The sequence below is a fragment of the Flexivirga aerilata genome (assembly GCF_013002715.1).
GTDB lineage: Bacteria > Actinomycetota > Actinomycetes > Actinomycetales > Dermatophilaceae > Flexivirga > Flexivirga aerilata.
The window spans coordinates 606536-621767 of record NZ_JABENB010000003.1 but is presented as its reverse complement, the minus strand read 5'-3'; the positions used below and the strand labels follow the sequence as shown (position 1 = coordinate 621767).

The following is a 15232-nucleotide window of genomic DNA, read 5'->3' as shown; positions in this document are numbered from 1 at the left end:
ATGCCCAAACGGGACGACATCAAGAGCGTGCTCGTCATCGGCTCCGGGCCGATCGTCATCGGGCAGGCCTGCGAATTCGACTATTCCGGCACCCAGGCGTGCCGGGTGCTGCGTGCCGAGGGCATCCGCGTGGTGCTGGTCAACTCCAACCCGGCGACGATCATGACCGACCCGGAGTTCGCCGACGCGACCTACGTGGAGCCCATCACCCCCGAGGTGGTCGAGGCGATCATCGCCAAGGAACGCCCGGACGCGGTGCTGGCGACCCTGGGCGGCCAGACGGCGCTCAACACTGCCATCGCGCTGCACGACGCGGGGGTGCTGGAGAAGTACGACTGCCCGTTGATCGGCGCCAACGTCGAGGCGATCGAGCTCGGCGAGGACCGCGAACGGTTCAAGGGCGTGGTCGAGCGCTGCGGTGCAGAGTCGGCGAAGTCGATCATCTGTCACACGATGGACGAATGTCTCGCTGCCGCAGAGGAACTCGGCTACCCGATGGTCGTCCGCCCGTCGTTCACCATGGGCGGCCTCGGCTCCGGATTCGCGTATGACGAGGAAGACCTGCGCCGCATCGCCGGCGCCGGCCTGCAGGCGAGCCCGACCACCGAGGTGCTCCTGGAGGAGTCGATCCTCGGCTGGAAGGAATACGAACTCGAGGTCATGCGCGACCACGCCGACAATGTGGTCGTGGTCTGCTCCATCGAGAACCTCGACCCGATGGGGGTGCACACCGGAGACTCGATCACGGTCGCGCCGGCGCTGACCCTGACCGACCGCGAATACCAGCGGCTGCGTGACATCGGCATCAAGGTGATCCGCGAGGTCGGTGTCGAGACCGGCGGCTGCAACATCCAGTTTGCGGTCAACCCCGAGAACGGCCGGATCATCGTGATCGAGATGAACCCGCGGGTGTCGCGTTCGTCGGCATTGGCCTCCAAGGCAACGGGATTCCCGATCGCCAAGATCGCCGCGAAGATGGCGATCGGCTACACCCTCGACGAGGTGCCCAACGACATCACCCGGGAGACTCCGGCGAGCTTCGAGCCGACCCTGGACTACGTCGTGGTCAAGGTGCCGCGTTTCGCCTTCGAGAAGTTCCCGGCCGCCGACCCCACCCTCACCACGACCATGAAGTCGGTCGGTGAGGCGATGTCGATTGGCCGCAACTTCACCGAGGCGCTGCAGAAGGCGTTGCGGTCGATGGAGCGGTCCGGCGCGAGCTTCCACTGGCGGCCCGATGACAAGCCGACGCCCGAGATGGGTCGGGCTCTCCTGCAGCAGGCGACCACCCCGACCGACGGCCGTATCGTGCTGGTGCAGCAGGCGCTTCGCTCCGGCCTGAGCGTCGAGGAGGTGCACGAGGCGACCAAGATCGACCCGTGGTTCCTCGACCAGATCGAGCTGATCAACAAGGTGGCCGAGCTCATCGGGGAGGCTGACCAGCTGACCCCGGAGCTGCTCAAGCTCGCCAAGCACCACGGCTTCTCCGACGCGCAGATCGCGCAGCTGACCGGCATGCCGGAGGCGGTCGTCCGCGGCGTGCGGCACGCGCTCGGCGTGCGCCCGGTCTACAAGACCGTCGACACCTGCGCCGCGGAGTTCGCGGCCAAGACGCCCTACTACTACTCCAGCTACGACCAGGAGTCGGAGGTCGAGCCGCGCGAGCGTCCCGCGGTGATCATCCTCGGCTCGGGCCCCAACCGCATCGGCCAGGGTGTCGAGTTCGACTACTCCTGCGTGCACGCGTCGTTTGCCCTGCAGGACAAGGGATTCGACACGATCATGGTCAACTGCAACCCGGAGACCGTGTCCACCGACTACGACACCTCCAGCCGGCTCTACTTCGAGCCGCTCACCCTGGAGGACGTGCTCGAGGTGGTGCACGCCGAGCAGGAGGCCGGTCCGATCGCGGGCGTCATCGTGCAGCTCGGCGGTCAGACGCCGCTCGGTCTGGCGCAGGCGCTCAAGGACGAGGGCGTCCCGATCGTCGGCACCACGCCGGAGGCGATCGACCTGGCCGAGGACCGCGGCGCATTCGGGCGGGTGCTCGCCGAGGCGGGCCTGCCGGCCCCGAAGCACGGCACGGCATACAGCGTCGAGGAGGCGCTGGAGGTGGCGCGCGAGATCGGCTACCCGGTGCTGGTGCGCCCGTCATACGTGCTCGGCGGCCGCGGCATGGAGATCGTGTATGACGACGCGACGCTCAGCGACTACGTGACTCGCGCGACGCAGGCATCGAGCGAGCACCCGGTGCTGGTCGACCGGTTCCTCGACGACGCGATCGAGATCGATGTCGACGCTCTCTTCGACGGCACGGACATGTATCTCGGCGGCATCATGGAGCACATCGAGGAGGCCGGCATCCACTCCGGCGACTCGGCGTGCACGCTACCCCCGGTCACTCTCGGAGCGGAGGAGATCGAGCGCGTGCGCAGCTCCACTCGCGCGCTCGCCGAGGGCGTCGGTGTGCGCGGTCTGATCAACGTGCAGTTCGCGCTGGCGCACGACACTCTCTACGTGCTCGAGGCCAATCCCCGTGCCAGCCGGACGATTCCGTTCGTCGCGAAGGCGACCGGGGTGCCGCTCGCCAAGGCTGCCGCGCGGGTGATGCTCGGCGACTCGATCCAGCAGCTGCGCGACGAGGGCATGCTGCCGGCTCACGTCGACGGCGGGATGCTGCCGCCCGACGCGGCGATTGCGGTCAAGGAGGCGGTGCTGCCGTTCAAGCGGTTCCTCACCAAGCAGGGTCAGGTCGTCGACAGCCTGCTCGGCCCGGAGATGCGCTCGACCGGTGAGGTCATGGGCATCGACGACGACTTCGGCGCGGCGTTCGCCAAGAGCCAGCTCGGGTCCGTGACCGGCCTGCCTCGCAAGGGCGCGATCTTCGTGTCGGTCGCCAATCGCGACAAGCGCGCGATGATCTTCCCGATGAAGCGACTGGCCGACCTCGGGTTCGACATCCTCGCGACCTCTGGCACCGCGGATGTGCTGCGCCGCAACGGGATTCATGCCGAAGTCGTGCGCAAGCACAGCGACGGCAGGGGCCCGGAGGGTGAGCCGACGATCGTCGACCGCATCCTCGCCGGTGAGGTCGCTATGGTGGTCAACACCCCGTCCGGGCAGGGCGCGCGCGCCGACGGCTACGCGATCCGCGCGGCGACCACCAGCATGGACCGGCCGATCATCACCACCGTGCAGCAGCTGGCCGCCGCGGTGCAGGGCATCGAGGCGCAGCTGGCCGGTCCGGTGCGGGTCAAGCCGTTGCAGCACCACGCGCGCGACCTCGGCCTGTTCGACCGCGTCTGAGCCGGCGATGACGGTGGTCGAGGCGCGCGGTGAGCTGATCGCGAGCCGGCGGATGGGCGCCTTCCAGCATCACACGATCGTGGTGCCGGAGCTGGCAGACCGGGCCCGGCCCGGGCAGCTCGCCTCGTTCGCCGTCGGCGGCCGCACGTCGGCGTTGGTCGGGCGACGCACGCTGCCGCTCGCGGCGATCACCCCGAGCGGCACCTACGGCGGCACCATCGAGGTGGTGGTCGATCCCGCGCGGGATGCCGGGATGCGCTGGCTCGCGGGTCTGCGGGTGCACGACGAGGTGGACGTGATCGGGCCGCTCGGCCGGGCCTTTCCGCTGCCGGCACACGGCGTCGACGCGATGGTGCTCGGGGTGGGCGCGTCCGCCGCGCCGCTCGGCTGGCTGTCGACCGCGCTGCGCGATCGCGGCTGCCGGGTGGAGCTGATGCTCGCGGGCGAGACCGACCGCCACCTGGTCGGGGTCATCGAGGCACGGCGGGTGATCGGGACGGTGTCGGTGGTGACTCCCGGCCCGAGCGGTCTGCTGCCCGTGCTGCGCGACGAGCTGCAGCGCACGCTGCGGGCGACCGAGATCTCCGTGGTGTATGCCGCGGCTCGCGCCGCCGAGCTGTCCGCGGTCGTCGAGGTGGCCCGGCCGTTCGGGGTCACCGTGCAGGCGCTGCTCGACGAGGCGATGCCGTGCGGCACCGGGCTGTGCGGCAGTTGCGAGGTGCCGGTGACCGGATCGGACGGCATCGGTCGCACGATTCGCTGCTGCACCGAAGGTGCCGTCATACGCGGTGATCTGGTGCAGTGGGATCGCTATGTGTCGGAGCTGTGGGAAGGCGCGCGGTGACGGCCCAATCCGCCTCTGCACCAGTCGATCTGACGGTCAACGCCGGTGGGCTGGCGCTGCGCACCCCGGTCATCGGCGCCTCGGGATGTTGCGGGTTCGGGCACGAGTTGCTGCGCCTCGGGCGCGGCGGTGACCTCTCCGCGATCGTCACGCCGTCGCTCACCGCCCGCACGCAGTCGTCGGACCATCGCGGTGTGCTGCTCGAGGTGCCGAGTGGTCTGGTGTCGCCGACCGACCGGCCGAGCATCGGCACCGGCCAACTCGAGGCGACGCGGCTGCCGTGGGACGCGGAGGGCGTGCCACCGGTGATCGTGTCGCTGGCCGGCAACCTCTCCGGCGCGTATGCCGAGGCCGCCGACCAGTTGCGCCGCCGCAGCCTGATGCGACGGGTCGCGGGCGTCGAGGTCAACCTCGCGTGCGGCGACCGCAAGAACGACGGCCGGCCGTTCGCGCACGACGCATTCGGGGCGACCAAGGTCATCGCGCGGGTGCGGGAGCAGCTGCCGCGCGACCTGCCGCTCTTCGCCAAGCTGAGCGCGGACGTGCACGATCTGGTCGAAATCGCCCGGGGCTGTGTGAAATCCGGCGCCACCGGGCTGGTGGTGACCAGTCCGCTGCGGGCTCTTGCGATCGATCTGCCGACGCTGCGGCCCCGCCTGACGCCCGACGTGACGGGCCTGTCCGGGCCGGCCATCCTGCCGATCACGCTGCGGGCGGTGTGGGACCTGCGGGCAGCGGTGCTGTCCGGGAGACTGCCCAATGTCGCCGTCGTGGCGGTCGGCGGCATCGCTCACGCGGGGGACGCGGTGCAGGCGCTGGCGGCCGGTGCGTCGGCGGTCCAGCTGGGCAGCGCACTCCTTCACGACCCCTCCGCCGCGGAGCGGGTCAGCACGGGCCTGCTCGCGGAGTGCGAGCGGCTCGGCATACCATCTGTGAAAGATCTGATCGGGCGGGCACATCATGACTGACACACCAAAACCGTTGGAACCCTTCGGCATTCGGCTCGGTGCGGCGATCGGCGAGCACGGGCCGATCTGTGTGGGCATCGATCCGCATCCGTCGCTGCTGGAGCAGTGGGAGCTGCCGGTGTCGGTGCGCGGGCTGCGCCGGTTCGCCGAGACCGCGGTCGATGCGTTCGGTGGCGCGGTCGCGATGGTGAAGCCGCAGTCAGCGTTCTTCGAGCGCTTCGGCGCCGCTGGTGTGGAGGTGCTCGAGGACACGCTCTGCGGTCTGCGCGAGACCGGCACGCTCAGCCTCCTCGACATCAAGCGCGGGGACATCGGCTCCACCATGCAGGCGTATGCCGAGGCATATCTCGGCGACGACTCGCCGCTGCGTGCCGATGCCGTCACGGTGAGCCCCTACCTCGGATTCGGTTCTCTCACACCGGCTTTGGACATCGCGGCCCGCACGGGACGGGGTGTCTTCGTGCTCGCGCTGACGTCGAACCCGGAGGGCGCGTCCGTCCAGCACGCGACCTGGGAGGGCGAGACCGTCGCCGGAGCCGTGATCGACGCGGTCGGCGAACACAACGCTCTCGCCGCGGCCGGTGAGTTCGGCGATGTCGGGATGGTGGTCGGCGCGACCGTGGGCAAGGACATCGCCGCCCTCGGGCTGACCGAGCGGCTGCTCGACTCGCGGGCACCGTTGCTGGCGCCCGGTTTCGGCGCTCAGGGCGCCACAATCGGCGACATCGCCGCCGGCTTCGGGGCGGCGAGCCGGCTGGTGCTCCCGACGACATCGCGGGCGGTGCTCGCGGCGGGTCCGGACGTGGACTCGCTGCGTGACGCGCTGCGGCGCGTGCAGGACGAGGCGCGGGAGCTGACAGACTGAACGCCAGCTGACCGAGTGAATTCGGTGGCGCCCCCACGTCGTTCGGCGCAGGATGAGCGGGTGCCACCGCCACCGACCGTCGTCCTGCTCGAGGGGCGCAGTGACGTCGTCGCCGTCGCGTCATTCGCTCGCAGGCGTGCCGCGGGCGAGCTGGACGGGGTGGAGCTGGTCGACCTCGGCGGTGTGACCAACATCGGTGGCCGCCTCGAGCGGCTCAGCATCCGGCCGGAGGTCACCCGCGCCGCGGGGCTCTGCGACCGAGGCGAGGTCGACGTGGTGGTGCGTGCGCTGCGGCGCTTCCACCCCGACGTGCAGGTGATGGGCGATCTCGCGGCGCGCGGCTTCTTCGTGTGCGATCGCGACCTGGAGGACGAACTCATCCGCGGGCTCGGCGTCCCGGGGTGTATGTCGTTGCTCGACCGCCTCGGGCTCGGCGAGCGCTTCGCCACCTTCTGCCGGCAGCCGGCCTGGCAGTCCCAGCCCATCGTCGACCAGCTGCACCGCTTCGTGGGGACGACCTCCGGCCGCAAGGAACTCTTCGCGGGCGAGGCCGCCGGCGCCATACCGCTCGATCGGGTGCCACCACCGATCGCCGACCTGCTCGACTACGTCGTAGCCTGAGCGACTGGCTTCTCGAAGAGCGCCACCGGGTGCCACTGCCGGTCCTCGAAGGCGCGGCGTCCGACCTCCCGAAATCCTTGCGCTGCATAGTAATTGCGCAGAGCGTGGTTCGTGTCGACACAGTCGAGCCGGAGCCGGGAGTGGCCCTCGTCGGCGGCGCGTCGTGCGGCCCAGCGGAGCAGGTGTGCGCCGAGCCCGGGTGCGTCACGTTGCATGAGCCCGTGCACGTATGCCGCCGGGGTCTCGTCGCCGGGCCAGACGTCGTCGTCGCGATGCAGGTAGCGCACGGTCCCGATGATCGTGCCCGTGCCGGCGACGACGAACCATTCTCCGGCGGCGACCTGCGCTCGGATGGTTTCCAGCGGGACATCGTCCGGGGCGCCACTGATCGATGCCGCGATCGAGCAGTCCGATCGCGAGCGTCCGGCGCAGCTCGTGGATGGCCGGGGCGTCAGCGGCGGTTGCTGGGCGGGGCTCGAGATGCATGTGCACAGTCTGCTGGGCTGCAGGCGCATCTCGTCAGCACCCGTGGCGCTGGGGTCACTATCGCTCACGAGTTGGGGAGGTGGCAGCGAGCAGGGGAGCCACGTGAGGGGTGAATCAGACTGCAAATGCTCGCAATCGACTCAGCGAATCACTTTCTACGGCGTTCGAACAGGTGTATGATGTGGGGTATGGCGGACCTGCACCGAGCACTCACCCCAGAGGTGATCTCCGGTGCCTCCACCGGCGAGCTCTTGGAGGCTGCGCAGGTGTTGCTGCGGGCCGCGTTCGACACGGTGAGGGATGACGCAGGAGCAGACGCCGCCGGCCCGTCGGACGTCGAGTTGCTCGACCGGGTGCGCGCGACGCAGCAGGTGCAAAACTCCGCCTGGGCGACGCAGACCGTGTGCCTGGATCGGCTGGCAGCCAACGAGTTGCGCAAGCATCCGGACTGCCCGGACAGCTGGACCCCGTTGGAAGTCGGTGCCCGGCTGGGCTGGTCCGATCGGCAAGCCGGTAATCGGCTCGTCGAAGCCGGCGACGCCGTCCGGCACGCACCGCGCCTGTTGGATCGTGCCGGAGCCGGCGTCATGGACGGCCGCAAGGTCGCCGCCGTTGCCGGCGTGCTCGCAGATGGACCGGCCGTCGCCAGCGTCATCGAGGATCAGCTGCTCGATGAGGACCCCGAAGCGTGGACCTCCACCAAACTCACCCGGAGGGCGCGACGGCTCCGGGCCAAGCACGCACCGGTGGAGGCCGACCGGGCCGCGGTGGATCGTCGCCGTGAGTGCACCAACGTCACCTGCGAACCGCACTGGGAGCCGGGCATGTCCAGCCTCACCGCCGTCATGCCGGCGTTGGATGCGGCAAAGGTGATGGCAGCCATCAACACCCACGCCCGCCTGCTCAACGAATCGACGACCACCGGCAAGACCATCGGCGAGCACCGGCTCGACGCCCTGACCGACCTGTTGCTTTCCGACGTGCAGGTGAGGACCGAGTTGGTGCTGCACGTCCCGTTCCACACCCCATCCGCCCCGTCCGGCACAGTTGCGCCCGGTGCCGCAGCGGGCGACGACTCCAAGGAGCCGGCGCAATCGGCGGGTCAGGTGCACGTGCAGGTCGGCGCCGAGTCCCCAATCACTGCCGAGGACTACCTGGACCAGGTCGCCGACATCGACGCGCGTCATCGACAACTCATGACCATCGGCGGCGTCGCCACCACCGATGCCGCGGCGATCCCGGACCCGGCGGACCTCGACGACTGGCTCGACTACGTCCACCACACACCCGAGGCGCTGCTCGAGGAAGAGGTCGAACGCCTCCTCGCGACACCGGGTTTGTATCTCGGTCCACCGGGCGAGCCGCCTGACCGCACACCGCAGTGCTCGATCGGTGACGTGCTCGTCCCCGGCATCGGCACCGTTCCCGCCGACGCAGTCCGCGCTCTCGCTGGTTTGCTCGGCACCACGGCAAGCCGTGCACTGGTCGACTCCGCGACCGGTGTCGTTGCCGAAACCGCCTGCCACTCCTACACGCCCGGCGCTAGGCTCGCCCGGCACATCCGCACCCGCGACCAGCACTGCCGTTTCCCCGGTTGCACCCGGCCGGCCACGATGACCGACATCGACCACGTTGTCCGTTATCCCGACGGCCCGACAGCTGCCTTCAACCTGCAGTGCCTCTGCCGGCACCACCACCGCGCCAAGCACGAAGGCGGCTGGCAGGTCACGATGACCCACGACGGCAGCTGCACCTGGATCAGCCCCGGCGGGTACACCTACCTCACCCGCCCCGGCGACCAACCCGCGCCACGCGCCAGTACGGCGTGACTGCTCATCTCGTGAGGGGCCGCCAGGCGCTCATCTCGTAAGAGAGCGTGACGCTGGCGTCACTTCCGCTTACGAGATGCGGGAAGTGGGGCGCTGGTCGCGCGGGTGGTCTCGTCTCGTAAGGAACTGTGACGCTGGGGTCACCATCGCTTACGAGATGCGGGCGCGGGCACTGGTCGCGCGGGCGGTCTCGTCTCGTAAGCAGCCGTGATGCGGGGGTCACCATCGCTTACGGGATGCGGGGAGTGGGGCGCTGGTCGCACGGGCGGCCTCGTCTCGTAAGCAGCCGTGATGCGGGGGTCACCATCGCTTACGAGAAGCGGGGAGTGGGGCGCTGGTCGCGCGGGCGGCTTCGTCTCGTCGTAAGGAACCGTGATGCTGGGGTCACCATCGCTTACGGGATGCGGGGAGGCGCTCGTCTCGTAAGGAACCGTGATGCTGGGGTCACGATCGCTTACGGATGCGGGGAGGCGCTCGTCTCGTAAGGAACTGTGACGCTGGGATCACCATCGCTTACGGGACGCGCGAAGTGGGGCGCTGGTCGCGCGGGCGGCCTCGTCTCGTAAGCAACCGTGACGCTGGCGACACTTCTACTTACGAGATGCGGGGAGTGAGGTGGTCAGCGTGCTTGCGGCCTCGTCTCGTAAGCAACCGTGACGCTGGGGTCACCATCGCTTAACGAGATGCGGGAGGCGCTCATCTCGTAAGCGAGCGTGACGTGGGTGTCACCACCTCTTACGGGATGCGCGAGCTGGAGGCGCCGGCCGCGTCGGCAGCGGCTTCCTCCTCGGCCTCGGGCGTGCCGGGGATCTCGGTGCCGCGCAACGAGACTCCCTTCGTCTCGATCACAAACCACAGTGCGGCCAGACCGATGACGCAGGCGATCACCATGTAGTAGGCGGGCCAGAGGTTGTCGCCGGTCCAGCTGATCAGCCGGTCGTTCACCAGGGGAGCGGTGCCACCGAAGAGTGACGTCGACACGTTGTAGCTGAGCGCGAGCCCCGCATAACGCACGTGCGTGGGGAAGAACGCCGGGAAGGTGGCCGAGATCGTCGACAGCTGCGGCGCGTAGAGCAGCGCGAGCACCGCGAACCCGACGACCGCCCCGCCGGTGCCGGTGCCCATCAGCGCAAACATCGGCACCGACATGATCCCGAGACCGATCAGCGACGTCGCCCACATCGGCTTGCGGCCCACCCGGTCGGACAGCGCGCCGAGGAACGGCAGCACCGCCATCATCAGCAGCTGACCGATGATCGGCACGATCAGCGCGCCGTTGTCGGACAGTCCGACCGCGTCCTGCAGATAGGTCGGCATGTAGCTGATCAGCGTGTAGTTGGCGACGTTGAGGGCCAGCACCAGACCGGTCAGCTGGAAGATCTGCGGCGAATACTTGGCGACCAGGTCGCGCAGCGTGCGGGCCGGGTTGTCCTCGACCTCGTCCTTCTCCTCCAACTCGCGGTAGATCGGGGTGTCCTGCATCTTCGAGCGCAGGTAGCTGCCGATCAGGCCGAGCGGCCCGGCGATCAGGAACGGGATGCGCCAGCCCCAGCTGTCCATCTGCGAGGTGTCGAGCACGTTGATCAGCAGCAGCATGATCAGCGCGCCGGCGCTGAAGCCGCCGAGCGTGCCGAACTCCAGGAAGCTGCCCCAGAAGCCGCGGCGCTTGTCCGGCGCATACTCCGCCATGAAGGTCGCCGCACCGCCATACTCACCGCCGGTCGAGAAGCCCTTCAGCATGCGCAGCGTGTAGAGCAGCACGGGGGCCCAGATCCCGATTGTTTCGTATGACGGGATCACGCCCACCAGCACCGTCGATCCCGCCATCAGCAGGATCGTCATGGCCAGCACCCGCTTGCGCCCGATCTTGTCGCCGAGCGGACCCCAGAAGAAGCCGCCGATGGGGCGGATCAGGAAGGACAGCGCGAACCCCAGCAGGGTGAACGCCACTGCGTCGTCGGACCCCGAGGGGAACAACGCCTTGCTGATGTGCGTGACTCCGTAGGCGTAGATGCCGTAGTCGAACCATTCGACGGCATTGCCGAGGGCGGAGGCGGCGACGGCACGTCGCAAGGTGGAGGGCGGGACGGTCTTCGTGGTCGGGTGAGTGGAACTCACCGAATCAACTCCGGGTCCATTGACGTCACATGGGCAACGGCGCCCGACCTTAACGAGATCAGTGCTCGCCCGCCAGGGCCGCGGGGTGCGCGTGTCGGGCCGCGTTGCCGAACGCACCGTTCAGTCGCTAGGTTCGCCGGGTGCGGGTGGCCCGGTCGCGGACGGCCGTCCGTCACCCACCCGTTCCGCCGGACGACGCAGGAGAAGTACCCGTGGCCCTACCCCAGTTGACGCCGGAACAGCGCGCCGAAGCACTCGCCAAGGCCGCTGCAGCGCGACGGGAACGGGCCGAGGTCAAGAACCGCCTGAAGTATGCGCAGGGTTCGCTGCGCGAGGTGATCGAGGCCGGCAAGGACAACGAGGTCATCGGCAAGATGAAGGTGTCCGCGCTGCTGGAGTCGATGCCCGGCGTCGGCCGGGTGCGGGCCCGTCAGATCATGGCCGAGATCGGCATCGCCGAGACCCGGCGAGTCCGCGGCCTCGGCGCCAACCAGGTGCAGCACCTGCTGGAACACTTTGAACGGGAACAGAATTCGTGACTTCTGGCACCACACCGGAGACGGAGCAGAAGACCTGCGCCCCGTTGGTCGTGCTGGCCGGTCCGACCGCGGTCGGCAAGGGCACCGTGTCGGCATACATCCGCGATCACTATCCGGAGGTGTGGCTCTCGGTGTCGGCGACGACCCGGTCGCCGCGCCCGGGTGAGGTCGACGGCAAGCACTACCACTTCATCACCGACGAGCGGTTCGAGGCGATGGTGTCGGCGGGGGAGTTCCTGGAGCACGCGGTCGTGCACGGCCGGGCGAGCTACGGCACCCCGCGTGAGCCGGTGCTGCGGGCGGCAGCGGAGGGCAAGCTCCCGCTGCTCGAGATCGACCTGCAGGGCGCCCGGCAGGTGCGCGAGCAGATGCCCGAGGCCTACTTCGTCTTTCTCGCCCCGCCGAGCTGGGACGAACTCGTCCGCCGGCTGGTCGGGCGCGGCACCGAGACCGAGGCGGAGCGGACCGTGCGGCTCGACACCGCACGGCGCGAGCTCGCCGCCCGATCGGAGTTCGACACGACGATCATCAACGACGACGTGCAGCGGGCCGCCGAGGAACTCGTACAATTGATGCAGCAGCACATCTGCGTCCCCTGACGCGTCCGCTGCGACCCGAACCACCACCACCGAACCACCACCGACGAAACGAGAGTTCTTTCGTGTCTGGCACCAAGGCTGCCCCCGAGGGCATCACCAACCCGCCGATCGACGACCTGCTGAAGGTCGCCGACTCCAAGTACGCGCTGGTCATCTACGGCGCCAAGCGTGCGCGGCAGATCAACGCCTACTACTCGCAGCTGTCCGAGGGCCTGCTGGAGTATGTCGGCCCGCTCGTCGACAGCCAGGTCAACGACAAGCCGCTGTCGGTCGCGCTGCGCGAGGTCAACGACGGCCTGCTCTCGATCGAGAAGATCGAGGCCTGAGGCCCGGGTCGTCGGGTCAGCCCGCACCCACCCTCAGCCACATCACGTCTTCGACAACCCCGACACCTCGACACCCTCGATGCGGATCGTTCTCGGCGTCAGCGGCGGCATCGCCGCCTACAAGGCGTGCCTGCTGCTGCGCCTGCTGAAGGAAGCCGGCCACGACGTCACCGTCATCCCGACGGCCGCGGCCCTGCACTTCGTCGGGGCCCCCACCTGGGCGGCTCTCTCCGGAAAGCCGGTCGCCGACGACGTGTGGACGCGGGTCGAGGACGTGCCGCACGTCCGGCTGGGCAAGAGCGCCGACCTGGTCATCGTCGCGCCGGCCACCGCCGACCTGCTGGCCAAGGCCGCGCACGGCCTGGCCGACGACCTGCTGACCAACACCCTGCTCACCGCGCGCTGTCCGGTCGTGCTGGCGCCGGCGATGCACACCGAGATGTGGCAGCACCCGGCGACCGTCGCCAACGTCGCGACCCTGCGCGAACGCGGCGTGCACGTGCTCGACCCCGACTCGGGCCGGCTCACCGGCGTCGACACCGGGCCGGGCCGGTTGCCCGAGCCGGAGCACATCGCCGACTTCGCGCTCGGTGTCGCGGGCGCCGACCGGTCCGCGCCGCTCGCCGGCCGCAAGGTGGTCGTCTCCGCCGGTGGCACCCGCGAACCCATCGACCCGGTGCGCTACCTGGGCAACCGCAGCAGCGGCAAACAGGGCTACGCGCTCGCGGAGGTCGCCGCGCAACGCGGCGCCGCCGTCACCCTCGTCAGCGTCAACGCCACGCTGCCGGTGCCGCCCGCGGTCGAGGTCGTCGAGGTCGAGACCACCCTCGAGCTGCAGGAGGCGGTCACCGCCGCCGCCCGCGACGCCGACGTGGTCGTCATGGCCGCAGCTCCGGCCGACTTCCGCCCGGCGGCCTATGCCGACCACAAGATCAAGAAGTCCGGCTCCGGCACCGGGCTCGACCTCGACCTGGTCGAAAACCCCGACATCGTGCGCGGGCTCGTCGATGCCCGCGGCGAGGGCCGCACACCGTTCATCGTCAGCTTCGCCGCCGAGACCGGCGACGCCAGCGGCTCGGTGATGGAGCACGCCCGTGCCAAGTTCGCCCGCAAGGGCAGCGACCTGCAGGTCGTCAACGAGGTCGGTCCGGGCGTCACCTTCGGGCAGGACAGCGCCACCATCCGGATTCTGCGCCGCGACGGCGGCGACGAGAACGTCATCGGTCCGGCCGACAAACGCACGCTGGCGTCGGCTGTGTGGGACGCCATACAGGATCAGATCGAGACGGTCTAAACTCGCGAACCGGCGGTCCGGATCCGGACCTCAGCCAGCAGCCGCTGCAACAAAGGAGCACACCAACGTGGCACGACTCTTCACGTCCGAATCCGTCACCGAGGGACACCCCGACAAGATCTGCGACCAGATCAGCGACTCCATCCTCGACGCGATGCTCGCCGAGGACCCGAGCTCCCGCGTCGCCGTCGAGACGATGGTGACCACCGGTCTGGTGCACGTCGCCGGTGAGGTCCGGACGAACAGCTACGTGCCGATCGCCAAGCTGGTGCGCGACACGATCGTCGAGGTCGGCTACGACTCGTCGCTCAAGGGCTTCGACGGCCACTCCTGCGGCGTGTCGATCTCCATCGGCGAGCAGTCGCCCGACATCGCCCAGGGCGTCGACACCGCCCACGAGCACCGCACCGAGGGCGGCACCGACCAGCGCGACAGCCAGGGTGCCGGCGACCAGGGCCTGATGTTCGGCTACGCCTGCTCGGACACCGCCGAGCTGATGCCGCTGCCGATCTTCCTGGCCCACCGCCTCTCCGAGCGGCTCACCAGCGTCCGCAAGAGCGGCGAGCTGGCCTACCTGCGTCCGGACGGCAAGACCCAGGTCACCATCGGGTATGACGGCGACAAGGCGGTCCGCCTCGACACCGTGGTGCTGTCCACCCAGCACGCGCCCAACATCTCCCTCGACGGGATGCTCGAGCCGGACATCGACACCCACGTCATCAAGCCCGTCCTCGAGGAGCTCGCCGCGAGCGGCAACACCCTCGACACCTCGGGCTACCGCAAGCTGATCAACCCGACCGGCGTCTTCGAGATCGGCGGCCCGATGGGCGACGCCGGCCTCACCGGCCGCAAGATCATCGTCGACACCTACGGCGGCATGGCCCGCCACGGCGGTGGCGCCTTCTCCGGCAAGGACCCCTCGAAGGTGGACCGCTCGGCGGCATACGCCATGCGCTGGGTCGCCAAGAACGTCGTCGCCGCCGGCCTCGCCGACCGCTGCGAGGTGCAGGTCGCCTACGCGATCGGCAAGGCGCAGCCGGTGGGCCTGTATGTCGAGACCTTCGGCACCGAGACCGCGCCCCTGGACAAGATCCAGGCCGCGATCAACGAGGTCTTCGACCTGCGCCCGGCCGCGATCGTGGAGGAGCTGGACCTGCTCCGCCCGATCTACAAGCCGACCGCCGCCTACGGTCACTTCGGCCGCACCAAGGCCGACGGTGTCGAGAACGCCTTCACCTGGGAGCGCACCGACAAGGTCGAGGACCTGCAGCGCGCCGTCAAGGGCTGACCACAAACGCTGATCGAGTAGCGGCGAGGAACGCCGAGCCACGCCGATCGAGTAGCGGCGAGGAACGAGCCGCGTATCGAGATCACCCCGCACACGCGAGATCACCGGCACCGGCACCTTCGGGTGTCGGTGCCGTCGCGTATAACAAG

Annotated in this window: 13 protein-coding genes; 11 read left to right on the top strand and 2 right to left on the bottom strand. The window is 69.3% G+C overall.

From position 1 onward, the window contains the following. Genes carB through HJ588_RS18470 form a run of 5 tightly spaced genes read left to right on the top strand, consistent with a single transcriptional unit; the run spans window position 1 to window position 6604 of the window. On the top strand, window positions 1-3306 hold the full coding sequence (gene carB, locus HJ588_RS18490; RefSeq protein ID WP_171158396.1) for a carbamoyl-phosphate synthase large subunit: 3306 nt from the start codon (window positions 1-3) through the stop codon (window positions 3304-3306). Window positions 3307-3313: 7 nt separating this feature from the next. Next, a complete protein-coding gene (locus HJ588_RS18485) occupies window positions 3314-4150 on the top strand; it encodes an iron-sulfur cluster-binding protein (protein WP_171158394.1) in 837 nt (278 codons plus the stop codon). Then, window positions 4147-5118: a beta/alpha barrel domain-containing protein gene (locus HJ588_RS18480; RefSeq protein WP_171158392.1), complete on the top strand. Its 972-nt coding sequence runs from the start codon at window positions 4147-4149 to the stop codon at window positions 5116-5118. Before HJ588_RS18485 ends, HJ588_RS18480 begins: the two co-directional genes overlap by 4 nt. Next, window positions 5111-5983: an orotidine-5'-phosphate decarboxylase gene (gene pyrF / locus HJ588_RS18475; RefSeq protein ID WP_171158390.1), complete on the top strand. Its 873-nt coding sequence runs from the start codon at window positions 5111-5113 to the stop codon at window positions 5981-5983. The genes HJ588_RS18480 and pyrF overlap by 8 nt, the downstream gene beginning before the upstream one ends. Before the next feature lie 60 nt (window positions 5984-6043). After that, entirely contained in the window at window positions 6044-6604 is a 561-nt protein-coding gene (locus HJ588_RS18470) for a hypothetical protein (RefSeq protein ID WP_171158388.1), read from the top strand. Here HJ588_RS18470 and HJ588_RS20230 read toward each other — a convergent pair. After that, window positions 6589-6891 (bottom strand): GNAT family N-acetyltransferase, encoded by a 303-nt coding sequence (locus tag HJ588_RS20230; RefSeq protein ID WP_425483564.1) that lies wholly within the window; start codon window positions 6889-6891, stop codon window positions 6589-6591. The genes HJ588_RS18470 and HJ588_RS20230 overlap by 16 nt on opposite strands. A gap of 387 nt (window positions 6892-7278) precedes the next feature. Here HJ588_RS20230 and HJ588_RS18460 point away from each other — a divergent pair, with 387 nt between their 5' ends. Next, the gene (locus tag HJ588_RS18460; RefSeq protein WP_171158386.1) at window positions 7279-8919 is read left to right on the top strand and encodes an HNH endonuclease signature motif containing protein; all 1641 of its coding nucleotides are present in this window, start codon (window positions 7279-7281) and stop codon (window positions 8917-8919) included. 735 nt (window positions 8920-9654) lie between these two features. On the opposite strand, the gene HJ588_RS18455 is transcribed toward HJ588_RS18460, so the two are convergent. Then, window positions 9655-11037, bottom strand: coding sequence for an MFS transporter (locus HJ588_RS18455; RefSeq protein ID WP_171158384.1), 1383 nt, complete (start codon window positions 11035-11037; stop codon window positions 9655-9657). Between the two features lie 212 nt (window positions 11038-11249). Here HJ588_RS18455 and mihF point away from each other — a divergent pair, with 212 nt between their 5' ends. The 5 genes from mihF (at window position 11250) to metK (ending at window position 15083) form a co-directional block, all read left to right on the top strand. Beyond that, window positions 11250-11576 carry an integration host factor, actinobacterial type gene (gene mihF / locus HJ588_RS18450; RefSeq protein WP_171158382.1) on the top strand — a complete coding sequence of 109 codons (327 nt, stop codon included), beginning with the start codon at window positions 11250-11252 and terminating at the stop codon, window positions 11574-11576. Continuing rightward, the gene (gene gmk, locus HJ588_RS18445) at window positions 11573-12175 is read left to right on the top strand and encodes a guanylate kinase (protein ID WP_171158379.1); all 603 of its coding nucleotides are present in this window, start codon (window positions 11573-11575) and stop codon (window positions 12173-12175) included. The genes mihF and gmk overlap by 4 nt, the downstream gene beginning before the upstream one ends. A 62-nt stretch (window positions 12176-12237) precedes the next feature. Further along, window positions 12238-12501, top strand: coding sequence for a DNA-directed RNA polymerase subunit omega (gene rpoZ, locus HJ588_RS18440; protein ID WP_171158377.1), 264 nt, complete (start codon window positions 12238-12240; stop codon window positions 12499-12501). A 79-nt stretch (window positions 12502-12580) separates the two neighbouring features. Next, entirely contained in the window at window positions 12581-13795 is a 1215-nt protein-coding gene (gene coaBC, locus HJ588_RS18435; protein WP_171158375.1) for a bifunctional phosphopantothenoylcysteine decarboxylase/phosphopantothenate--cysteine ligase CoaBC, read from the top strand. Window positions 13796-13862: 67 nt separating this feature from the next. Beyond that, complete coding sequence (gene metK / locus HJ588_RS18430; protein WP_171158373.1) at window positions 13863-15083, top strand: methionine adenosyltransferase; 1221 nt, start codon at window positions 13863-13865, stop codon at window positions 15081-15083. Window positions 15084-15232: the final 149 nt, after the last annotated feature.